Source organism: Streptomyces sp. NPDC002754 (genome assembly GCF_053592315.1).
The window spans coordinates 75368-97797 of the sequence record NZ_JBSFVM010000026.1 but is presented as its reverse complement, the minus strand read 5'-3'; the positions used below and the strand labels follow the sequence as shown (position 1 = coordinate 97797).

Annotated in this window: 14 protein-coding genes; 7 read left to right on the top strand and 7 right to left on the bottom strand. The window is 72.1% G+C overall.

Annotation, left to right across the window (positions count from 1 at the left end; all coding sequences use genetic code 11):
- Positions 1–478: 478 nt before the first annotated feature.
- Complete coding sequence (locus ACWD2L_RS32885) at positions 479–1033, bottom strand: MarR family winged helix-turn-helix transcriptional regulator (protein ID WP_351336728.1); 555 nt, start codon at positions 1031–1033, stop codon at positions 479–481.
- A gap of 134 nt (positions 1034–1167) precedes the next feature.
- On the opposite strand from ACWD2L_RS32885, the gene ACWD2L_RS32880 reads away from it, so the two are divergent.
- On the top strand, positions 1168–2442 hold the full coding sequence (locus tag ACWD2L_RS32880; RefSeq protein ID WP_351336875.1) for an MFS transporter: 1275 nt from the start codon (positions 1168–1170) through the stop codon (positions 2440–2442).
- 4 nt (positions 2443–2446) lie between these two features.
- Here the strand turns inward: ACWD2L_RS32880 and ACWD2L_RS32875 are convergent, their stop codons facing one another.
- Positions 2447–4063, bottom strand: a complete 1617-nt coding sequence (locus ACWD2L_RS32875) for an ATP-binding SpoIIE family protein phosphatase (RefSeq protein WP_351336731.1) — start codon at positions 4061–4063, stop codon at positions 2447–2449.
- A gap of 157 nt (positions 4064–4220) precedes the next feature.
- Positions 4221–5684: an NAD(P)/FAD-dependent oxidoreductase gene (locus ACWD2L_RS32870; protein WP_451192784.1), complete on the bottom strand. Its 1464-nt coding sequence runs from the start codon at positions 5682–5684 to the stop codon at positions 4221–4223.
- A 374-nt stretch (positions 5685–6058) separates the two neighbouring features.
- Here ACWD2L_RS32870 and ACWD2L_RS32865 point away from each other — a divergent pair, with 374 nt between their 5' ends.
- Together ACWD2L_RS32865 and ACWD2L_RS32860 are read left to right on the top strand one after the other, a co-directional pair.
- Positions 6059–6823, top strand: coding sequence for a TetR/AcrR family transcriptional regulator (locus ACWD2L_RS32865; RefSeq protein WP_351336735.1), 765 nt, complete (start codon positions 6059–6061; stop codon positions 6821–6823).
- Positions 6824–7076: 253 nt separating this feature from the next.
- Positions 7077–9002, top strand: a complete 1926-nt coding sequence (locus ACWD2L_RS32860) for a sigma-70 family RNA polymerase sigma factor (RefSeq protein WP_351336738.1) — start codon at positions 7077–7079, stop codon at positions 9000–9002.
- Between the two features lie 10 nt (positions 9003–9012).
- Here the strand turns inward: ACWD2L_RS32860 and ACWD2L_RS32855 are convergent, their stop codons facing one another.
- Positions 9013–12309 carry an AfsR/SARP family transcriptional regulator gene (locus tag ACWD2L_RS32855; protein WP_351336740.1) on the bottom strand — a complete coding sequence of 1099 codons (3297 nt, stop codon included), beginning with the start codon at positions 12307–12309 and terminating at the stop codon, positions 9013–9015.
- Between the two features lie 55 nt (positions 12310–12364).
- The gene (locus ACWD2L_RS32850) at positions 12365–14458 is read right to left on the bottom strand and encodes an asparagine synthase-related protein (RefSeq protein ID WP_351336743.1); all 2094 of its coding nucleotides are present in this window, start codon (positions 14456–14458) and stop codon (positions 12365–12367) included.
- A 618-nt stretch (positions 14459–15076) separates the two neighbouring features.
- Here ACWD2L_RS32850 and ACWD2L_RS32845 point away from each other — a divergent pair.
- From ACWD2L_RS32845 to ACWD2L_RS32830, 4 genes are all read left to right on the top strand, one after another.
- Positions 15077–16495, top strand: a complete 1419-nt coding sequence (locus ACWD2L_RS32845) for an MFS transporter (RefSeq protein WP_351336745.1) — start codon at positions 15077–15079, stop codon at positions 16493–16495.
- Positions 16496–16623: 128 nt separating this feature from the next.
- A complete protein-coding gene (gene lhgO / locus ACWD2L_RS32840) occupies positions 16624–17856 on the top strand; it encodes an L-2-hydroxyglutarate oxidase (protein ID WP_351336748.1) in 1233 nt (410 codons plus the stop codon).
- A gap of 191 nt (positions 17857–18047) precedes the next feature.
- Positions 18048–18824, top strand: a complete 777-nt coding sequence (trmB, locus tag ACWD2L_RS32835) for a tRNA (guanosine(46)-N7)-methyltransferase TrmB (RefSeq protein WP_351336750.1) — start codon at positions 18048–18050, stop codon at positions 18822–18824.
- 129 nt (positions 18825–18953) lie between these two features.
- Positions 18954–20285, top strand: a complete 1332-nt coding sequence (locus ACWD2L_RS32830; RefSeq protein WP_351336753.1) for a PrsW family intramembrane metalloprotease — start codon at positions 18954–18956, stop codon at positions 20283–20285.
- Here the strand turns inward: ACWD2L_RS32830 and ACWD2L_RS32825 are convergent.
- Both ACWD2L_RS32825 and ACWD2L_RS32820 read right to left on the bottom strand, forming a co-directional pair.
- Entirely contained in the window at positions 20279–21232 is a 954-nt protein-coding gene (locus ACWD2L_RS32825) for an aldo/keto reductase (RefSeq protein WP_351336756.1), read from the bottom strand. The two genes, ACWD2L_RS32830 and ACWD2L_RS32825, sit on opposite strands and share 7 nt — an antisense overlap.
- 134 nt (positions 21233–21366) lie before the next feature.
- Positions 21367–22419 (bottom strand): M23 family metallopeptidase, encoded by a 1053-nt coding sequence (locus ACWD2L_RS32820; protein WP_351336759.1) that lies wholly within the window; start codon positions 22417–22419, stop codon positions 21367–21369.
- Positions 22420–22430 lie beyond the last annotated feature (11 nt).

Sequence of the window (22430 nt, the reverse complement as noted above, 5' to 3'; positions counted from 1 at the left end):
GTTGATTTTTGGCACGCTGTTGAGTTCTCAAGGAACGGACGCTTCCTTTGTACTCACCCTCGCGGGCTTTCCTCCGGGCGCTTCCCTTCGGTCTTGCTGTTGTTGCGTTTCCGACTCTATCAGACCGTTTCACCGGCCGATTTCCCTCGGTCCCGCTTCGCTTTCCGGCCTTTCGGCTTTCCGGCGAGTCCGACTCTATCAGATCCTTTCGGGCCTGATTTCCAGTCAGAGGGGCTTGTCTTCCCGGCTGTTGGGCCGTTCCGACGTTCCAAACTTTAGCGGATTCCCGGCCCCCGAGCTAATCGGGGGTTCGGAATTGAATTCGGGCATGCCGAACAGAATCCCGGTGGGGTGATCGTGCTGAGATTGGATGCCGCTTGAGCGGCGGATGGCTACCGAAGAACCGTTACGGCTCCGTGGCAACCCGAAGTACCTTACGGATCGGGGAAGGCCGTGTCAACCCTCCCCCGGTCCGGCTTCAGTCGAGGTCGTTGAGGCGGCCGCCGGCGTCCGGCTGGGCGTCTTCCACGCGACGTAGAAGACGGGTGAGGACCTCGCCGAGGGCGCTGCGCTCCGCCGGCGTGAGGTCCTGGAGGAGGTCCTCCTCGAAGACGGACGCGAGGCGCATCGCCTCCAGCCACTTCTCGCGGCCCTCCGAGGTCAGCTCCACGATGACGCGGACGCGGTTGTTCTCGTCGCGGTCGCGGGTGACCAGGCCCTCCTGGACCATGCGGTCGATGCGGTGGGTCATCGCGGCGGGGGTCAGGCCGAGGCGCTTGGCGATGTCGCCGGGGCCCATCCGGTAGGGGGCACCGGAGAGGACGAGGGCCTTGAGGACCTCCCAATCGGTGTTGCTGATCCCTATCTCCGCGGTCTGGCGTCCGTACGCCACGTTCATCCGACGGTTGAGCCTGCCGAGCGCCGAGACGATCTGCTCGACCTGGGGGTCGAGGGCCTGGAACTCGCGCTGGTACGCGGCGATCTGCTCTTCGAGCGTCGGCTCGGTCGCCCGTACGCCTGGGGTGTCCGCCATGCCGCGCAGTATGGCACGGCTGTCGTTGGCGTTGAAGTCCTTGGGTGTGTACTCTTTAGCTTCTAACTTTAGCTTCGAAGTCTTCAGGGGTAAGGCCCCGACCAGCGAAAGGCCAGGTGAAAGTGACCAGGGCGATGGGCGCCGCGATGCGCCGAATTCAGGTGGGCAGCGCGCTGAGCGCGTTCGGCATCGGCTTCACGGTTCCGTTCCTCTACGTGTACGTGGCGGAGGTCCGAGAGCTCGGGGCCGGTGCGGCGGGGATCGTGCTGGCCGCCTTCGCCATGGCCGCCCTGGTCGTCCTCCCCTTCACCGGCCGCGCCATCGACCGGCGCGGGCCGCTGCCCGTGCTCGTCGCGGCCTCGGTCGTGGCGTCCGTGGGAGCGGTCGGTCTCGGGTTCGCCACGTACGAGTCGGCTGCCATCGTGGCCGCCGCGGTGCTGGGGGCCGGGACCGCGGTGCTGCAGCCGGCGCTCGCGACGATGATCGTGTGGTGCTCGGCGCCGGAGACGCGCACCCGTTCGTTCGCGACACAGTTCTTCCTGCAGAACCTGGGCCTCGGCATCGGCGGGCTCATCGGCGGACAGATCGTGGACGAGTCCAGGCCGGACAGCTTCCTGCTGCTCTTCTCCATCGAGGCCGTGATGTTCCTGGTGCTCGCCGGGATCGTGCTGACCGTACGGATGCCGCATTCGCCGGCGCTCGGCGAGGCCGTGCCGAAGGGCGAGGGCCAGGGCGGCATGCGGGCGCTGCTCGGGCACCGGGCGATGATGCAGCTGTGCGTGCTCGGGTTCGTGCTGTTCTTCGCCTGCTACGGGCAGTTCGAGTCGGGGCTGAGTGCCTACGGTGTCGAGGCGGCCGGTATCTCGGCGTCCACGCTCGGGATCGCGCTCGCCGCCAACACGGCGATGATCGTGGTCGCCCAGTTCGCCGTCCTCAAGCTGGTCGAGCGCCGGAAGCGGTCGCGGGTGATTGCGGCCGTGGGGCTCATCTGGACTGTGGCGTGGCTGGCGGCCGGGTACGCGGGGATCGGCCACGGGAGCCAGGCGATGGCGACCGCCGCGTTCATCTCCACGTACGCGCTGTTCGGTCTCGGTGAGGCGATGCTGTCGCCGACCGTGGCGCCGCTCGTCGCCGATCTCGCTCCGGCCGGCATGGTCGGGTCGTACAACTCGGCCTTCGCGCTGGTGAAGCAGCTCGCGCTGGCGGTCGGGCCTGCCGTGGGCGGGCCGATGGGCGCCGCGCTGCACGGGCCGTACATCGTGACGTTCGTGCTGTTCTCGCTGGCCGTCACCGTGCTCGCGCTGCGGCTCGGCAAGCGGCTCACGCCGGTGCAGGACCAGCCGTCGCTGGCCGGCAGCCGTGTGGTGATGCAGAGCTCGCCTGAGCCCGCAGCCGCCACGTCCGGCTGAGACGTCACGCCGGAAGCGCTCCCCCGGCCTTGCCCGGTGGGAGCACGAACTCGCACCACACCGCCTTGCCGCCGCCCGGCGTGCGCCGCGAGCCCCAGTTCGAGGCGATCGTGGCGACGATCGCGATGCCACGCCCCGCCTCGTCCGCCGGTTCCGCGCGGCGGCGGCGCGGCAGGTGGTCGTCGCCGTCGGTCACCTCGATGATCAGGCGGCGGTCCGTGCGGCGCAGGCGCAGGCGCATGGGCGGGGTGCCGTGCTGGAGGGAGTTGGCGACGAGTTCGCTGGCCGCGAGGACGCCCACGTCGTGGAGTTCGTCGGCGAAGCGCCAGCTGGTGAGGACGCCGGACGCGAAGGCACGCGCGCGTGGAGCCGCCTCCACGCCGCCGAGCAGTTCGAGCGCCGCGTTGCGGAAGCGCTCGCCGTCGGTGCCCTTGCGGGCCGGGTGCTGAACGACCAGGACCGCGACGTCGTCGTCGTGATCGGCCGTGACACCGGCCGCGCGGATCAGGCGGTCGCAGACCACCTGGGGCGTGCCGGTCGCGCCCGCCAGGGCGTTCTCGAGCGCGGCCACCCCCTCGTCGATGTCCTCGTCGCGGCGCTCCACCAGGCCGTCGGTGTACATGACCGCCGTGGACCCGGAGCCGAGCGGCACCGAGCCCGAGGCGTGCAGCCAGCCGCCGGTGCCGAGCGGCGGCCCCGTGGGCTCGTCGCCGCGGTGGATCGTGCCGTTCTCGTCGCGTACGAGGATCGGCAGATGGCCCGCGGAGGCGTAGACGAGGCTGCCCTCGTTCGGGTCGTGGACGGCGTAGACGCAGGTGGCGATCTGGTGCGGGTCGATCTCCGTAGCGAGGCCGTCCAGTAGTTGGAGTACCTCGTGCGGGGGCAGGTCCAGGCGCGCGTAGGCGCGGACCGCCGTGCGGAGCTGGCCCATGACCGCGGCCGCCCGGACGCCGCGGCCCATGACGTCGCCGATCACCAGGGCCGTGCGGCCGCCGCCGAGGGTGATCACGTCGTACCAGTCGCCGCCGACCGCGGCCTCGGTGCCGCCGGGCTGGTACGTGGCCGCGATCCGCAGGTCGTCCGGCTCCTCCAACTCCTGTGGCAGGAGGGAGCGTTGGAGCGTGACCGCCGTCTCGCGCTGTTCGCTCTCGCTGGTGCGCAGGCGCTCCGCCGCCTCCGCGTGGTCCGTGACATCGGCCGCGAAGATCAGCACCCCGGGGCCCTCCGCGGTCTCCAGCGGGGTGCAGGTGACGGTGTACGAGCGACCGCCGGACGTCTTGCGGGACTTGACCGTGCGGGGCTTGCCGCTGCGCAGCACCTGGTCGAGGAACGGGAGCAGGCTGAGCTCGTCGAGCTCGGGCAGCGCCTCGTGGGCGGGCTCGCCCGCGGTGCGCTCGCCGAAGGCCGCTACGTAGGCGTCGTTGACGTACGCGATGCGGTGCTCGGGGCCGTGCACCAGGGCGACGAGGGCGGGGATGCGGTCGAGGACCTCGCGTACGGGCAGCTCGTCGACGCCGCCCTCCTCGCCGGGCGCCTCTTCGGACAGGTGCTCGGCGCGGGCAGCGGGGACCGCGCGGCGCTGCGTTCCGGGGAGCCGGGCGCTCCAGCGCGTGAAGTTCACAGGGGAAAAGCCTCGTGGGGTCGAGGGTGGGCGAGGGGCCCGCCCAGGGTCGTGGACCAGTCTGGCGGACCGTACTGACAAACGTCAGACGCCGGTCCGCGAGCGGGGGTTCCGCGCTCCGGTCAGCAGTGCTCCGTCGGGGGCGTCAACAGGACGCTCAGGGCGACCCCTTCGGGTTTTCCGGGGGCCCTTGTGGGGTGTCGCGGGAGGGTCCGCCAGATGGGTCCGTAGGAGGGACCGCTCCGGCCGCGAGTTCGAACTCGGCGCGGGGCTGTTCCAGCGAGCCCAGCGAGACGATCTCTCGCTTGAACAGACCGGAGAGCGTCCATTCGGTCAGAACGCGGGCCTTGCGGTTCACGGTGGGCACCCTGCTGAGGTGGTAGACGCGGTGCATGAACCAGGCAGGGTAGCCCTTCAGTTTGCGACCGTAGACGTGCGCGACGCCCTTGTGCAGTCCGAGTGAGGCCACCGAACCCGCGTACGCGTGCTCGTAGTCGGTGAGGGGTTCGCCGCGCACGGATGCCGCGATGTTGTCGCCGAGGGTGCGGGCCTGGCGCACCGCGTGCTGGGCGTTGGGCGCGCACTCCTTGCCGGGCTCGTCCGCGGTGATGTCCGGGACCGCCGCGGCGTCGCCCGCTCCCCACGCGTGCGGGGCGCCGTCGACGGCGAGCGTGGCGGTGCACTTGAGGCGGCCGCGTTCGTTCAGCGGCAGGTCCGTGGCGGCGAGCAGCGGACTCGGCTTGACGCCGGCCGTCCACACGACCGTACGTGTGGGAAAGCAGGAGCCGTCGCTGAGCACCGCTACGCGGTGCTCGCAGGATTCGAGCCGGGTCTCCAGGCGTACGTCGATGTTGCGGCCGCGCAGTTCGCGGATCGTGTACTGGCCCATTTCCGGGCCCACTTCGGGCAGGACCCGATCGCTCGCCTCCACGAGGATCCATTTCAGGTCCTCGGCCTTGACGTTGTGGTAGTACTTCGCCGCGTACCGGGCCATGTCCTCCAGCTCTCCGAGCGCCTCCACGCCCGCGTAGCCGCCTCCTACGAAGACGAAGGTGAGCGCCGCGTCACGGATCGCCGGGTCGCGCGTGGAGGACGCGATGTCGAGCTGTTCGATGACGTGGTTGCGCAGGCCGATGGCCTCCTCGACGGTCTTGAACCCGATGCCGAATTCGGCGAGCCCGGGGACCGGGAGCGTGCGGGAGACGGAGCCCGGCGCCAGGACCAGTTCGTCGTAGGTGAGGGTGGCCGCGCCCGTCCCCTCCTCGTCGCTGGCCAGCGTGGTGTACGTGGCCGTGCGCTTGGCGTGGTCGATGGAGTGCGCCTCGCCGACGATCACCTGGCACAGGTCGAGCGCGCGGCGCAGCGGGACGACGACATGGCGCGGCGAGATCGATCCGGCGGCCGCCTCCGGCAGGAAGGGCTGATAGGTCATGTACGGGTCGGGGGTGATCACGACGATCTCCACGGCACCGCTCTTGAGCTCCGGTCCGAGCTTCTTCTGGAGTCGCAGAGCCGTGTACATCCCGACGTAACCGCCGCCGACTACAACAATGCGCGTACACCTCGGGGGTACGGGGGTCGTCCCCCGGAAGATTGCAGTCCTCACCCTCCCATGACGCATCGGCCCCCTGCGTTTGTCCACAGCCTCGACCATTTGTATGACGACCAGAAGTACCCCTCCTGGCCCGGCTGTCGACCCGCGCGCGCGGGAGGTGCCCAGGTCAGCGTCCGAAGCGGGGCCCTGGGCCGGGGTGGAGAGCGGCAAGGCCGTCATGGCGAAATCCCGCACGTACTTCTTTCGAGGGGCACCCGGTGCGGAACCTGCCCCTTCTGAATTGCCCCCGGCTCAACTATGTTCGTCTCTTGTCGGGGTGTCTGGGGGGATACGCGGGCGATGGGGACGCGGTCCCGGAAATCGCTGTCTGTTCCTCCGGCTCCGACAGACAATGGCGGGGAGTGTCTCCGGGGGGAGACGTCATTACCGGGGGAACACATATGCACATTCAGGACTCTCATTGGACCTCGACCTCTACCGTCGCGCCCTCTGGCACGGTCGCGGGGGCCAACGGGCGGGGGGCGGGCGACAGTTCGCGCTCCACGCCGCTTCGTGTGGACGCACAGCGCAACCTTGAGCATGTGCTGCGCGCCGCCAGGGAGGTCTTCGGCGAGCTGGGGTACGGGGCGCCCATGGAGGACGTGGCGCGTCGCGCTCGCGTCGGGGTGGGCACGGTCTACCGGCGCTTTCCCAGCAAGGACGTACTGGTGCGGCGGATAGCCGAGGAGGAGACCGCGCGGCTGACCGACCAGGCGCGCACGGCGCTCGGCCAGGAGGAAGAGCCGTGGTCGGCGCTCTCGCGCTTCCTGCGGACCTCGGTCGCCTCGGGTGCGGGGCGGCTGCTGCCTCCGCAGGTACTGCGGGTGGGGGTAGCCGACTCCGAGGACGGCGTGCTCGACGAGCCGCGCGTTCCCGAGCAGCGTGCCGCGACACCGGAGCTGCGGCTCGTCGAGCGACAGCCGGCGGTCGGCGGCGAGAGCCTGCCATCGGACGACTCGGGGGCCGCGGCGCTCCTCGAGGTCGTGGGGCGGCTCGTGGACCGCGCCCGGGAGGCCGGTGAGCTGCGCGCCGATGTGACCGTGTCGGACGTACTGCTGGTCATCGCGACGGCGGCCCCGTCGCTTCCGGACGCCGTACAGCAGGAGGCGGCCTCCGCCCGGCTGCTCGACATCCTGCTCGAAGGGCTGCGGTCCCGGCCGGCGTGACCGGTCGGAACAACGGGCCGGATCCTCACCGAACCGAGGGAGTGACCGCGAGTCGACCACACCGTCACTCGCGGTCAACTCCCGTTGAACGGCACGGTGGTTGATGCTTCCCCGAACGGGTGATCCTTAGGGGTCGAGCACGCGAAATCTCCACGGATGAGTGGTTGCGGTGCAGCAGCTACTTCGGGGGCCCGTGCGTGTGACACTCTTTCCCGGTGATCGGGTCAGAGTGGGCGGTCGGGGGCATTCCGCAATGAGCGTTGACGGGCGGGACGAGCAGCGGCCCGAGGGCGGCGGGACGAGCGCCGAGAGCCCGCCCTCGCGGCAGGTACCGAGCCAGGGCGGTCCGGGGCGCACGCCCCCCGAGCAGCCGGACATCCAGACGGCGGACATCCAGACACCGGACATCAAGACATCCGTGCCGCCTCAGCGCGAGAGCGGCTCACCCGGCGTGGTCGACGGCGAGGCACCGTCCTCCGATGCCGACCTGATCGCCAGCATGCGCGCGGGCGACGACGGCGCCTACGAAGAGCTGTACCGCCGCCACTCCGCCGCCGTGCGCCGCTACGCCCGCACCTGCTGCCGCGACGGGCACACCGCCGACGACCTCACGGCCGAGGTCTTCGCCCGCACCCTGCAGGCGGTGCGCAGCGGCAGCGGTCCCGAGCACGCGATGCGCGCCTATCTGCTGACCACGGTGCGCCGCGTGGCCGCGGGCTGGACGAAGTCGGCCAAGCGCGAGCACCTCGTCGACGACTTCGCCGTGTTCGCCACGCAGGCCGCCCGCTCGTCCGAGGCCATGGACGACGACACGCTCGACCTGGGCGCCGACGTCCTCGCGATGCACGAGGCCGAGCAGTCGATGGCCATGCAGGCCTTCCGCTCGCTGCCCGAGCGCTGGCAGGCCGTGCTGTGGCACACGGAGGTCGAGGAGGAGTCGCCCAGCGAGGTCGCCACGCTCTTCGGGCTCGACGCCAATGGCACGCGCGTGCTCGCCAAGCGGGCCCGCGAGGGCCTGAAGGAGGCCTACCTCCAGGCCCATGTCTCGACCACGCTCACCCAGTCCGAGGAGTGCGCACGCTACGCGGACCGGCTCGGCGCCTACGCGCGCGGCAGCCTGCGCACGCGGGCGGAGCGGGGCCTGCGCAAGCACATGGAGGAGTGCGCCAAGTGCCGGCTCGCGGCCGGCCAGATCAAGGAAGTCGCCGGCGGCATCCCCGGTGTCGTACCGATCGCGGTCATCGGCTGGTTCGGCGCGGCCGGGTACGCGAAGGCCGCGGCGTTCATCGGCGGTGGCGCCGCGAGTGCGGCGGGCGCGGCCGGAGCGGGTGCGGCCGCGGCGACGGGCGGCTCCTCGAGCGGCGGCGCCGCCGGAGGCGCGGCGTCCGAGGGGCTCGGCGCCCCCGCGAAGGCGGGGATCGCGGCCGGTGTGGTGGCTGCCGGCACCGCCGTCGCGCTGGCCATGGCGCTCACCGGTGGAGACCCGAAGCCGAAACCGGAGGCCCACGAGCAGGCGCCGCCGCCCGCCTCGCAGCCGATCGAGCCGAAGAAGCCCAAGCCCGAACCGAAGAAGCCGACGCCGGAGCCGAAGCCCCCGGTGGCCAAGCCGACGCCGCCGAAGCCCTCCCCCAAGCCGACCCCGAAGCCCACGCCCAAGCCGACACCTCCGAAGCCGAAGCCGCCGGCTCCCGAGCCGACACCGACGCCGACGAAGCCGACACCGACGCCGACGCCTCCACCCGCCCCGGCCGTCTACCAGGTGAACAAGCTGCAGCACGACCTTGTCGGGGACGGCTCGAAGCCGGAGATCCGCCTCGGCGAGAGCAGCTGGGTGTGGCAGCGCTACGGCATGTCGATCGCCGACAAGCAGTACGCGAACGGGGTGTCGGTGCACTCCCGGTCATCCGTCACCATCGACCTCAACCGAAGCTGCACGGCGTACGACGCCCATGCCGGTGTCGACGACATGACGCTCGGTCTCGGCGCCGTCCGGTTCTCCGTCTACGTCGACGGGGCGCGGGCCTGGAGCTCGTCCGTGGTCAAGGGCCGTGACCCCGCTGTGCCGGTTCATGTGAACGTGGCCGGGGCGAAGTCGATCCGGCTCGTGACCGAACCGAACAGCCCGGCCGACTCGGTGGCGGTCGCCGACTGGGCGGAGTCCCGCTTCACCTGTAGCTGATCACCCGGCGTCAGCCACCCGTATCGGCGCCGGTGTCCAGCTCCGCGAGGAGCTGCTCGTGCGTGAGGGCGCCGCCCGCCGCACGCTCGGCCTCGTACCGTACGGCGCCCAGCTCGGCCCGCGCGCGGGACTCCACGGCCTCGTACTCCTCGCGCTCCGGCATCGCCCTCGGCAGACCGGCGCGCATCACGTCGGCTGCCGCGAAGAGGCGCACCGCACGTGCCATGTCGCCCACGCGCGCGTGCAGTGCGGCTCCGACGTCGACAAGGCCCGCGGTCACCAACTCGGCCGTCTGCCCCAGGACTTCGGCGCGCAGCAGGCGGACCACCTTCCGCAGGCCGGCGCCGGGCCCCGACTCCGCCGCCGTGACGCGCGCGTCGACCACACCGAGGGCCGCGACGAACTGCGGCGGCGGGGTGCCGCCCTCGGCCACCGCGCACGAGGCGTCGAAGTGCTCACGCGCGCCGGCCACGTCACCGTCTGCCAGAGCGAGATACGCCCGCAGCAGCCGGGCGAAGGCGGCGGTGTCCACCACCCCGTACCGCTCCGCCTCGTCGGTCGCCATGTCGAGCGTCTTCTGCGCGGTGGCCCGGTCGCCCGCGCGGAAGGAGATCTCCGCGAGGCGCGCCATGAGGAACGGCGACTCGGCGTGCGCCCCCACTTCGTAGGCGAGCATCAGCGCCTCCTCGTACTCGCCCCTAGCCTCCTCGAACCGGCCGCGCCCCATGGCGGCCTCGCCCGCCGCGCTGCACACCTGGGCCCGCATCCAGCGGTCGCCCACCCGGCGGCTCAGACCCCGCAGTTCGGCGAGGTCGTCGTCGACGCCGCTCATGTTGCCCGGCATGTCGACGGCCATGTGCGCGCGGAACATCAGGGTGACGCCGAGCTCCCAGTCGCCCCCGAAACGGCGGCAGTTGGCGACCGCGGCGTCCAGGTCGGTGCGCACGTCGCGGCCGTCGAGCAGGAACAGCGTGAACGGCCAGATGATGCCGGGGAAGCGGGCGCCTTCCGGGTTGGGCGGCGCGAAGACGGCCTGCACGCGCAGCGCGTATGCACGCTGCTCCCCATCGGCGACCGCGCTCTGCGGGTAGATCTCGGAGAGCAGGAACAGGGAGAGCAGCCGCAGGTTCATCTGCGGCCAGTACATCGGGTCCTCGGTGTCTTCCGGTAGCTCGCCGTCCGGCAGCATCTTCATGATGCGCTCGACCCAGTTCGAGCCCTCGTGGCGGTAGTTGCGCAGCCACCAGAACCAACCCATGTGCAGGGCAAGGGCGATCGCCGACTCCAGGTCGACGGGCCCCGGCCCGGACGTGACGCGGGTCAGCGCCGCGCGGATGTTGTCCAGCTCCGCCTCCAGGCGCTGGATCCACGGGAGTTGCTCGGCGGTTCGCAGCTTGGGGTCGGCCGCCTCGACCAGCGCGCGCAGGTGGGCGATGTGCCGCCGCTCGGCCCCTGCCAGGAGCTCGGGGGCCTGCGCGGCACGCTCCGTCGCGTACTCGTGGATGGTCTCCAGCATCCGGTAGCGCATGCCCGCGCCGCGCTGCTCCTGGTGGGGTGCGGCGACGAGCAGGGACTTGTCCAGGAGGGAGCCGATGACGTCGGCGACCTCGTCCGTGGAACACACGGCCTCCGCCGCCTCCATGTCCCAGCCGCCGGCGAAGACCGAGAGCTCGCACAGGGTGCTGCGCTCCCCCTTGTCGAGCAGGTCCCACGACCAGTCGACGACCGCGCGGAGGGTCTGCTGGCGGGGCAGCACGGTGCGGCTGCCGCCGGTCAGCAGGCGGAAGCGGTCGTCGAGCCGGTCCGCGATCTGGCGGGGCGTGAGCAGTCTGAGGCGGGCAGCGGCCAGCTCGATGGCCAGCGGCAGCCCGTCGAGGCGGCGGCAGATCTCGGCGACGGCGGCCTGATCCTGGCTGGGGTCGAAGCCGGGGCGGACCGCGGCGGCCCGTTCGGCGAACAGGCGGTGGGCGGGGTCCGGGGGCAGCGGCTCGACGGGGCGCACGGACTCCCCCGGAACGCCGAGGGGTTCGCGGCTGGTGGCGAGGATCGTGAGGCCGGGGCAGCGCGTGAGGAGGGTCTCGGCGAGCTGGGCCGCTGCGCCGATGACATGTTCGCAGTTGTCAAGGATCAGGAGCAGGCTGCGGTGGGCGCAGTGCTCTACGAGGAGGCTGGTCGGATCGGTCTGCGGGCCCGACAACTCGTTCGTCATCAGGACCGTCTCACGCAGGTCCAGTGCGCTGACCACCGCGCCCGGCACCGCCAGCGGATCGTCGAGCGGCGCCAGCTCGACCAGCCAGGCCTGGGACAGCGGTGCCGCTGCCTCCTCCGCCAGCCGGGTCTTGCCGGAACCGCCCGGCCCCGTGAGGGTGACCAGACGTGCTCCTCGCAATTGGGAACGGATGGCGGCGAGTTCAGGTTCCCGCCCAACGAACGAATTCAGCCGCGGCCGAAGATTCCCGGTTCGAGCCGGGGGCCGCTCAAGCCCCTGCGGCACGTCAAGCCCTCGCTTTTCAAGCCCCGCCTGTGGACGAGAGCCAGCGGGGTCCGGGGCAGAGCCCCGAGGCCGCAACCCCGGGTGGGCGGCAGAATCGGCAGGCGCCAGCAACTCAGCATGCAGCGCGGCCAGTTCGGGCCCGGGATCCGCCCCCAACCCTTCCGCCAACACACCCCTCGCATCCTCAAACGCGGCCAACGCATCCGCCCTCCGACCGGAGTCCCGCAGCGCCCGAATCAGAAGGCCCCGCAGCGGCTCGTCGTACGGATGCGCGGCGGTGAGCTCCCGCAGCTCCGGTACGAGGTCGAGGGCGCGCCCCAGGCGCAGGTCCGCCTCCACGCGCGCGCGGACGGCGTCCTGGCGGCGGGCCTCGTAGCGGGTGGCAGCCGTGTGGTCGGGGAGGTCGACGAGGGCCGGGCCGCGCCATAGGGCGAGCGCGTCCCGCAGCACCCGGGCGGCGGCCTCCGGGGCGTCCGCCGCAAGGGCCGCGACGCCCTCGCGGGCCAGGCCTTCGAAGACGTACAGGTCGATGTTCCCGCGGCCCGCGGCGAGGCGGTAGCCGCCGGCCTCGGAGGTGACCGCCTCCTTGCCGAGTGCGCGGCGGAGCCTGCCGACCAGCGCCTGCAGGGCGGCCGGGGCGTCGGCGGGCGGGTCTCCGGCCCAGACGTCGTCGATGAGCGCTTCGGTGGGGGCGGTGTTCGGGGCGTGCAGGGCCAGGGCCGTGAGCAGGGCGCGCAGCCGCGGGCCGCCCACGGGCACGGGTGTGCCCTCGTCGTCGTATGCCTGTGTGGTGCCCAGGATTTTGTACTGCACTGAGGCATTGTCGCCGCTCGGCGGCGGGACGGCCCAGTTTTTGCCCGGGGCGGGGTTACCGCGGCCCCGCTCCCAGTGCGCGCTCGGGGACGACGCTCCCCGTCGGCACCGCACGCGCGCGTGCCGGGGTGCCGGTCCAGCAGGTGCCGCGGCGGGAGAGGAGGCGGCGCAGCCACAGTTCGAGGGCGACCAGGTCGGCCAGGCCGTCGAGCGGCAGCGGTTCGCCGTCGGCCGCGGCGCGCAGGGCCTTGCGGACCACGCGGGCCTCGATCAGACCCGTCTGTGCGAGCAGTGGCGTGTCGAAGAGGCCGATCAGCTGCTCCGCCGCGAGGCGGAGCCCGGCGCGGGTCGCGGCGGACGACGAGGCGTGGGAGGGGGCGCCCCAGCCGGGTGGCAGTTCGCTGACGCCCGCGCCTTCGAGGACCCGGCGCAGGATGTCGGCGCGGGCCCCCGGCTGGACGCGCAGCGCCTCGGGCAGGGCGCGGCAGGCGCGGACGACCTGGTTGTCGAGGAAGGGGGCGTGCAGGCGCTGGAAGCGGACCTCTGCGGCCTGTTCGAGGATGCGCAGGTCCGCGGCGTGCCGGGCGAGGACCGCGCGGGCGCGGAACTCTCCGGGGCGCTGGCCGGGACCCGGCCCCGGACGGGTCTTGCCGTCGTGGAGGCGAACCGATACTTCAGCGAGTGCCTCTCCGGTCAGCCAGCGCGCGGCGGGCCCCGGTCTGGCCCAGGCGAGGGCGGCGAGCGAGGCGCCGACGGCACCGCCCGGTTCCTCGAAACTGCGCTGGAGGAGTCGGCTGGAGAGCCCTTCGAGGCCCGCCTTGTAGGGCGTACGGGCGAGTTTTCTTGCCGCTCCGTAGACGCGCGCCGGCACCGTGAGGGAGCCGTCAGCCTTGGTGAGCGCCGCCATGGGGCGCATCATGTGGCGCCGCTGCCGGTCCATCAGCAGGTCGGCCAGGCGCGCCGGGTGGGCGTCCAGGACCTGGCGGGCCCCGTAGCCGGTGAAGTGGTCGGCGCTGCCGGAGACGAGGCGTGCACGGTGGCGTGCGGCCGTGACGAGGGACGGGCTCGGCTCGTCGGTGAGCGGTCCATCCAACTCGGCGTACGGGAGCGCCTCTTCGCCTGCCGCCACCACTACGTGGTGGAGGCGTGGGTTCGCGGCGAGCGCCCCGGCTCTCTCGAGCTCCGCCTCGTGCTGGTCCGCCCGCGACGAGCGGTCGTTGAAGGTGACCGCCAGGAGCCGCTCGCCCGCGCCCGTGCCGTGCCCGAGGACCGTGCCGGGCATGCCGGGCAGGCCCGCCGCGAGGAGGGCGAGGGTGCCGGACGCAGGACCACCGGAGACGTCGGCGCCGATGCCGGGCACGGGCATGCCGCGGGCGGCCCGGCGCTCGGCGGGGCCCATGCCGGGCACGGGCCCGGGGTCCAGGTCCGTGCCGGGCACGTGCCGGGGCGCCGCGAGGCGGGTCCGCACGGCCTCCACGAGGGCGTCCCTGACGTCGTCCACGGCGCTCTCCGGGTCGACGGCGCCCGCGCCCACCGCGAGGGACGCCACGGGCTCGTAGCCGGCGATCTCGCGGGCCCCGGCGCGCAGGATCAGCGCGTGGCCCGGCGGGATGCGGTGCACGCCCTGGTAGGGCGTCGAGTCGTGCAGCGCCTCCGGGACATCGGGCGCCGCGAGGAGCGCGGCCAAGTGCCCTACGTCCAGGTCGGCTTCGATGAGGTCGGCGAGCGGGAGCGCGGCCGTCGCGTACGCGGTGCCGCCCGCCCAGGGGGTGTGGAACACCGGGCGCGCGCCCGCGAGGTCGCCCACCACCGTGATGCGGCGGCCGACCTGGACCACGGCCGTGTAGCTGCCGGGCCAGGCCGTGAGGTGGCGCAGGGCGCCGCCGCGCGCCGCGAACAGGCCCACCCTCAGCTGCTCGTCGGAGGCGCCGCACACGCCGAGGACCGCGACCCGCGTCCGGTCGTCGGCCTTCACGATGCGTACTTCGTCGGGGCGCCAGTCACCGACCGCCCACAGCGGATCCGGGTCGCCCCACAGGAGTTGGGAGCCCACCGGGTGTACGGTTTCGCCCTCCGCTCCCGTGGCACCCGCGGAACCGAGGGCAACGGGCCCGGAGGTGGCACTGCTCCACCCCACCAACCAGCGCATCGTCGCCTCCACAGGCTGTGGACAACACAGGGGAACCCATGCTGCCACGAAGGCGGCCCCAAGGAGGGGACACGGCGAAGGGAAGGACCGAGCGGGAACAGGCGTACGCTCCCCCTAATGCGCCCCTTTTGAGCCGTGGTTGAACCGTGGTACTACCCGGGCGAGTTCGGATTCCAGGGGCGAGATTCGGCCAAATCGGCTGTTGGTGGCCGGAGCTGAACACCCCGCTTCGGCCACAGCGCGCAACGCACGGTCCGGGAGGCGGAGTTCGCCTCCCGGACCGGTCCGCCGCCCGCGGGGATGTAGGCGGCGGTGTCCCCCAGCCCACCGGATCCAGTACAGCGGGCCGACCCACGCAGGTCCCATGCAACCGCCGCCCTGCCGTCCGGGTAAGAGCGCACGCACAGGCGCACGGCACCATGCCCGGAGCACACGGTCACACGGCGTGGCCTGCGCCGTACTTCCGTACGGACAACAATCCCGCCATCCGGAATGCCGACCCTTAACGCTTGGGATGCGGCGAACTACGCTGTGTGTACGAATGCCGCGTGGTTATGCCAGGCCGAAACAGACGGTGTGGTGCCGGGCGCGGCAGCCGTCTGTGTCGAGGGGTGGCTCATGTCCAGGGAGCAACGCGGGCCGAACGAAAAGCTCGGCGCCGTCCTCGCCCTCGCGGGAATCAGCAACGCAGGCCTCGCCCGCCGTGTCAACGACCTTGGTTCGCAACGGGGGTTGACGCTCCGCTACGACAAGACGTCGGTGGCGCGCTGGGTGTCGAAGGGCATGGTGCCGCAGGGCGCCGCCCCGCACCTCATCGCCGCCGCGATAGGGCAGAAGCTCGGCCGGCCCGTGCCGCTGCACGAGATCGGCCTGGCCGACGCGGATCCCGCGCCCGAGGTGGGCCTGGCCTTCCCGCGTGACGTACGGGCGGCGGTGAAGTCCGTGACGGAGCTGTACCGCCTCGACCTCGCCGGGCGGCGGGCGGGCGGCGGGATCTGGCAGTCGCTCGCCGGCTCGTTCGCCGTGAGCGCGTACGCGACGCCCGCGTCCCGCTGGCTGATAACCCCGGCCGACTCCTCCGTGGCGCGAGAAGCGCACCACGTAGAGGAGGGTTCGCCGCAGAAGGTCGGCCACAGCGACGTACAGAAGCTGCGCGAGGCCGCCGAGGACGCGCGGCGCTGGGACTCCAAGTACGGGGGCGGTGACTGGCGTTCGTCGATGGTGCCGGAGTGCCTGCGGGTGGAGGCGGCGCCGCTGCTGCTCGCCTCGTACTCGGACGAAGTGGGGCGCTCGCTGTTCGGGGCGGCGGCCGAACTGACGCGCCTGGCCGGGTGGATGGCGTTCGACACCGGGCAGCAGGAGGCCGCGCAGCGCTACTACATCCAGGCGCTCCGGCTCGCGCGTGCCGCCGCGGACGTGCCGCTGGGCGGGTACGTACTCGCCTCCATGTCGCTACAGGCGACCTACCGGGGGTTCGGCGACGAGGGCGTCGACCTGGCGCAGGCCGCCATCGAGCGCAACCGCGGCCTTGCGACGGCCCGGACCATGAGCTTCTTCCGGCTCATCGAGGCACGCGCGCACGCGCGCACCGGCGACGGGCACGCGGCCGGGGCCGCGCTGCGGGCCGCCGAAGGGTGGCTGGAGCGGGCCCGTGACGGCGACACAGACCCTTCGTGGCTCGGCTTCTACTCGTACGACCGGTTCGCCGCGGACGCGGCGGAGTGCTACCGCGATCTGAAGGCGCCCCGTCAGGTGCGGCGCTTCACCGAGCAGGCGCTGTCGAAGCCCACGGAGGAGTTCGTGCGCTCGCACGGCTTACGTCTCGTGGTGTCGGCGGTGGCCGAGCTGGAGTCGGGGAACCTGGACGCCGCGTGCGAGCAGGGGACCCGGGCGCTCGAGGTCGCCGGACGGATCTCGTCCGCGCGCACCACGGAGTACGTGAAGGACCTCCTGCACCGCCTGGAACCGTACGGCGACGAGCCACGCGTGGTGGAGCTCCGCGAGCGGGCCCGCCCGCTGCTGATGGCTCCGGCGTAGCTGATTCAAGCCCCGCCGTTCGAACGAGAGCCAGCGGGGTCCGGGGCAGAGCCCCGTGACGTAGGAGGACAACGACCGCAACGTGAATCCCGGCCGTGCGGCGCCGATTGTCAGTGGGGTCGGGCAAGATGCTGAGTGTGTCGGGAGTGGAGGTGAGGCCCGTGGGGGCGGCTGCGTATGACGGGGACGTACTGGTGGTCGGCGGGGGAATCGTCGGCCTCTCCACCGCGTATGCCGTGTCGCGGGCGGCGCCGGGTACCCGGGTCGTCGTCCTCGAGAAGGAAGAAGGCCCGGCCCGGCACCAGACGGGGCGGAACAGCGGGGTCATACACAGCGGGATCTACTACCGGCCCGGCTCGCTCAAGGCCCGTTTCGCGGTGCGCGGCGCCGCCGAGATGGTCAAGTTCTGCGCGGAGTACGGGATCCCGCACGAGGTAACCGGGAAGCTGATCGTCGCCACGGAGCGCGAGGAACTGCCCCGCCTGCACGCCCTCGTACAGCGCGGCCGGGAGAACGGGATTCCGGTGCGCGAGCTCGGCGCCTCGCAGATCCAGGAGTACGAGCCGGAGGTCCGCGGCCTCGCCGCGATCCACGTGGGGACGACGGGGATCGTCGACTACAGCGCGGTCGCCGAGCGGTTCGCCGAGGCGTCCGGGGCCGAGATCCGGTACGGGGCGGACGTCGTGCAGGTCGACCGGCGCGCGGACCGGGGCATCGCCGTGCGGACGCGAGCGGGGGACGTGGTGCGCGGGCGGGTGCTCGTCAACTGCGCGGGGCTGCGGTGCGACGAGGTGGCGCGGTTGACCGGGGACGACCCGGAGATGCGCATCGTGCCGTTCCGCGGCGAGTACTTCGAGCTCGGCCGTCCCGACCTGGTGCGCGGGCTCGTCTACCCCGTGCCGGATCCGGCGTTCCCGTTCCTCGGGGTCCACCTGACGCGGGGGATCGACGGCGGCGTGCACGTGGGGCCCAACGCGGTGCCGGCGCTCGCGCGTGAGGGCTACGGGTGGGGGGTCGTGCGGCCCCGCGAGGTGGGCGGGACGTTGGCCTGGCCGGGGTCGTGGCGGATGGCGCGCAGTCACTGGCGTTACGGGGCCGGGGAGATCCACCGGTCGTTGTCGAAGTCGGCGTTCACCAAGGCGGTGCGGAGGCTTGTGCCCGGGGTCGTCGCGGAGGACATGGTGCCGGTGGCGGCGGGGGTGCGGGCGCAGGCGGTGTTGCGGGACGGGACGCTTGTGGATGACTTTTTGATACGTGAAGGTGTGCGGGCGGTTCATGTGTTGAATGCGCCTTCGCCTGCGGCGACGGCGGCTTTGCCGATTGGGCGGGAGATCGCGGGGCGGGTCCTCGCGTTGCTGTGAGGCAGCGCCGGGGTTGCGGTCGCGGGGCTCTGCCCCGGACCCCGCTGCTCAATCGCCGCAGGGGCTTGATCGCCTCAATCGCCGCAGGGGCTTAAAAGACGCGCCTCAAGCGCCGGCGGGGCTTGAATGGCCGCAGGGGCTTGAAAGTGAAAGACCGACCCACGTCCGGGTGCCCGTAAAATCGTCGCACTGTGTCTGAGTCGTCTGAAACTTCCGTGTCCGCCGCCCGCCCCAATGAGCCCCGGTTTCCCGAGGGGCCGCGGCCCGACCCTGCCGAGTCGCACCACGAGCACCGCATCCGGAGCTTCCAGCCACGCCGTGGCCGGGTCACCGACGCGCAGGCGGACGCCCTGCAGCGGCTGTGGCCCAGGTGGGGCCTGGACATCGACGGGCGGCGCACGCTCGACCTCGCGGAGATGTTCCCCGGTGTCGAGCGCGTCGTCCTGGAGATCGGCTTCGGCATGGGCGAGGCCACGGCGCAGATGGCGCAGGACGATCCGACGACCGGCATCCTCGCGGTCGACGTGCACACGCCCGGCCAGGGCAATCTGCTGAACCTGGCGGCCCGCGCGGGAGTCGACAACGTACGGGTGGCGAACGGTGACGCGATCGTGCTGCTGCGCGACATGCTCCCGGACGACAGTCTCGACGGGTTGCGCGTCTACTTCCCCGACCCCTGGCCCAAGAAGCGCCACAACAAGCGGCGGCTGATCCAGGCCGAGTTCCTCTCGCTGGTGGCCGGCCCGCTCAAGCCCGGCGCGATCGTGCACTGCGCCACCGACTGGGAGGACTACGCCGAGCAGATGCTCGAGGTGCTGACCGCCCATCCCGACTACGAGAACACGGTTGAGGGCGGCGGGTACGCGCCTCGGCCCGAGTTCCGTCCGCTCACCCGCTTCGAGGGCAAGGGCCTCGACAAGAGCCACGTGGTGCACGACCTGCTGTTCCGCCGAGGCCTCCGGCCCTGAGCGGGAACCGGCGTTGCGGCCGCGGGGCTCCGCCCCGGACCACGCTGCTCAAACGCCGCAGGGGCTTGAATCTCGAAGTGCTCGATACGCCCCGTCGCGGCGCGGCGTATCCCTCGTTAGGGTCAATTGGTGGCCTCGTATCCCGTCTATCCGCATCCGCAGGACCACGTCCTCGGCGCACACCCGAGCGGCGCGGTTCCGCATCGGCGCTGGTGGGAGCGGAAGGGCGTGCGGGCCACCGCGCTTGCGACGCTGCTCGCGGTCTCCGGGGCCGTGATCCTCGCCCTGGTCCGCGAGCAGACCGGCACCGAGGGGTTCCTGGTGGGGCTCGGGCTCGCCGTGCTACCCGTCCCCCTCCTCATATCCGCGTTCCGCTGGCTGGACCGCGTACAGCCGGGACCCTGGCGGAACCTGATCTTCTCCTTCGCCTGGGGCGCCTGCGCGGCGGCGCTGATAGCGATCGTCGCCAACAGCTTCGCGACCCGCTGGATCGAGACCGCGACCGCCGACCCGTCGAGCGCCGACACCCTCGGTGCCACCGTCATCGCCCCGGTCGTCGAGGAGTCCGCGAAGGCGGCGGCCGTGCTGCTCGTCTTCCTGTTCCGCAGACGGGACTTCACCGGAATCGTCGACGGCGTCGTCATCGCCGGGGTCACCGCCACCGGCTTCGCGTTCACCGAGAACATCCTCTATCTCGGCAACGCCTTCGGCACCGACCAGCTCGCCGGCACAGGTCCTGGCCTGACCTCGGTCACCGCCGCCACCTTTTTCGTGCGCGTCGTGATGTCCCCGTTCGCGCACCCGCTGTTCACGGTCCTCACCGGCATCGGCTTCGGCATCGCCGCCGCCATGGCGCCGGGCCGCGGCCGACTGCGCCGGATGCTGCTCCCGCTCGCGGGACTGCTCGCCGCGATGGGCATGCACGCGTTCTGGAACGGCTCGTCCTCGTTCGGCGAGTACGGCTTCTTCGCGGTGTACGCCGCGTTCATGGTGCCGGTGTTCGGCGTGCTCACCTGGCTCGCGGTGTACGTACGCCAGCGTGAGCTGCGCACCATCCGCCAGGAGTTGCCCGCCTACGTCGCCGCGGGTTGGCTCGCCCCGCCGGACCCGCTCGCGCTCGGCTCGCTCAAGGCGCGGCGCCTGGCCCGCGAGTTCGCCACGCACTACGGCGGCCGGCCGGCCGCGACGGCCGTCGCCGAGTACGAGGACCTCGCGACATCCCTCGCGCTGCTTCGCCACCGCGGCCGCAGAGGCAGGGCCGGCGCGGACTACGTCGTACGGGAACGGGAGCTGTTGGAGGCACTGTGGGCGCGGCGCCACTCCGCGCGCCCGGCGCTCGCGTACGGCTCCCAGATCGCGACGCCGATGTGGCTGCCCCCGGCGTACGCGGGCCCCCCGGCGCAGCACCCCGCCTACACCACATATACCGCGTACACCTACGACAACCCGTACCGCTACTGAGACGCCGCCGTGAGCCGGTCGAGCTCCGCCTGTGTCAGCTCCACGTCCGCCACCGCGAGCAGCCCCGGAAGCTGCTCGACCTTCCGCGCGGACGCGATCGGCGCCGTCACCGTGGGCTGCGCGGCGAGCCAGGCGAGGGCGACCGTGGCGATCTCGGCGTCGTGCGCCTGCGCGACCTCGTCGAGGGCGGCGAGCACCTTCTGCCCGCGCTCGGTCTCCAGGTGCTTGCCCGCACCGGCGGCCCGCGCGCTGTCGACCTTGACGCCCGCCCGGTACTTGCCGGTCAGGAAGCCGGCCGCGAGTGCGTAGTACGGCACGGCCCCGAGGCCCGCGCGCGCGGCGACGTCCTGCAGCTCACCCTCGTACGTGTCGCGCGAGACTAGGTTGTAGTGCGGCTGGAGCGCGACGTAACGGGCGAGGCCCTCGCGGTCGGAGAGGTCGAGGGAGTCCTGGAGGCGCTGCGCGGAGATGTTCGACGCGGCGATGTGGCGTACCTTGCCCGCCTTCACCAGTTCGTCAAGGGCGCCGATGATCTCCTCGACCGGCACCTCGGGGTCGTCGTAGTGCGTGTAGTACAGGTCGATGTGGTCGGTGCCGAGGCGCTTCAGGGAGGCGTCGGCCGCGGCCTTGATGTTGGCCGCGGACAGGCCCTGGAACTCCGGGTGGTGGCCGCCCTTGGTGGCGATGACGACGTCGTCGCGGCGGCCGCGCGAGGCCAGCCACTTGCCGATGACGGTCTCCGACTCACCGCCCCGGTTGCCGTCCACCCACGCCGAGTACACATCGGCGGTGTCGATGAAGTTGCCGCCCGCGGCGACGTACGCGTCGAGCACCTCGAAGGACGTGGCCTCGTCGGCGGTCCAGCCGAACACGTTGCCACCCAGGGACAGCGGGAAGACCTCGAGGTCGGAGGTGCCGAGCTTGCGCAGAGAAGGAGAGGAAGTCATGCCCCGACTCAACACCCGTACGGAATACGGTATTCCGCGACCGCGCCGAAAATCGCCTCAAGAGACCCAGGAATGGGCAAACCGGCAGCCCTGACGTCGGGGGGTGAGCGCCAGGACCGCCGGAGTTCACGTGTTCAGGGCGTGAGGCCCTTTTCGCGCAGCCACGACGCCGGGTCGACGCCGGTGGACTGCCCGCCGGGGTGGACCTCCAGGTGGAGGTGCGGCCCGGTGACATTGCCCGTGGCGCCCACGCGGCCGATGACATCGCCGGTGCTGACCTTCTGGCCCGCGCTGACATTGAGCGAGGACTGGTGGCAGAACCACAGCTCGGTGCCGTCGTCGAGGGTGAGCACCGTGCGGTATCCGTACGCGCCCGCCCAGCCGGCCTCCGTGACCGTGCCGGAGTGGATGGCGCGGATCGGCGTACCGGTGGAGGCGGCGAAGTCGAGGCCCGTGTGGTACCCGGAGGACCACATGGAGCCGGGCTGGCCGAAGGTGCCGGAGAGCGTGTACGAGGCGACCGGGAGCTTGAAGCTCTTGGCCAGCTTGGCGAGGCGCTCGGCCTCGGCCTTGCGGCGGGCCTCCGCCTCGGCCTTCTTCTTCTCGGCGAGCTCCTTGGCCTTGGCCGCGTCCTGCTTGGCCGCGGCCTCGACGGCCGCCTGCTTCGCGGCGGCCTCCTCCGCGGCCTGCTTCGCGGTGGCGTCGGCCGCGTCCTGCTGCGTCTCGGCCTGCTGCATGATGCGGGCCCGCAGCGCCTCGCCCGCGCCGGTCTGCCCGTCGGCGGCCTCGGCCTGGGTGATACCGGCGCCGCTCAGCGGGGAGGCCGTGGCGCCGGAGTCGGAATCGGAGTCCGAGCCGTCGGACATCAACGAGCCCACGCCCGGCAGCGACTTGGCCGCGGGCAGCGAGTCCTTGACCGCCGACAGGTCGGGCATGGATATGTGGACCGCGGGCTTGCCGCCCTGTGCGGTGGCGATGCCGCCCGCACCGACGGCGGCGACCACGCCGACGCCGAGAACAGTGGAGCTACGAGCGAATCCACCACGGCGGCGGGCTGTGCGATGCCTGCCGCGGACGGGGGAGACGGACTCCTCGGTGGGATTCCACTCCTCCCAGGTCTCCTGCTCGACGCCGAAGTCGTCTTCGGGTCCGTAGAAGAAGTCTGGGGCAGGCCGGTTCGACGCCACGGGGGCGCTCT

Bases quoted from the DNA above. Each gene is read 5' to 3' on its own strand.
- ACWD2L_RS32885 (WP_351336728.1), bottom strand. From the start codon at position 1,033: ATGGCGGACACCCCAGGCGTACGGGCGACCGAGCCGACGCTCGAAGAG.
- ACWD2L_RS32880 (WP_351336875.1), top strand. From the start codon at position 1,168: ATGGGCGCCGCGATGCGCCGAATTCAGGTGGGCAGCGCGCTGAGCGCG.
- ACWD2L_RS32870 (WP_451192784.1), bottom strand. From the start codon at position 5,684: ATGCGTCATGGGAGGGTGAGGACTGCAATCTTCCGGGGGACGACCCCC.
- ACWD2L_RS32865 (WP_351336735.1), top strand. From the start codon at position 6,059: ATGCACATTCAGGACTCTCATTGGACCTCGACCTCTACCGTCGCGCCC.
- ACWD2L_RS32860 (WP_351336738.1), top strand. From the start codon at position 7,077: ATGAGCGTTGACGGGCGGGACGAGCAGCGGCCCGAGGGCGGCGGGACG.
- ACWD2L_RS32850 (WP_351336743.1), bottom strand. From the start codon at position 14,458: ATGCGCTGGTTGGTGGGGTGGAGCAGTGCCACCTCCGGGCCCGTTGCC.
- ACWD2L_RS32845 (WP_351336745.1), top strand. From the start codon at position 15,077: ATGTCCAGGGAGCAACGCGGGCCGAACGAAAAGCTCGGCGCCGTCCTC.
- lhgO (WP_351336748.1), top strand. From the start codon at position 16,624: ATGCTGAGTGTGTCGGGAGTGGAGGTGAGGCCCGTGGGGGCGGCTGCG.
- ACWD2L_RS32825 (WP_351336756.1), bottom strand. From the start codon at position 21,232: ATGACTTCCTCTCCTTCTCTGCGCAAGCTCGGCACCTCCGACCTCGAG.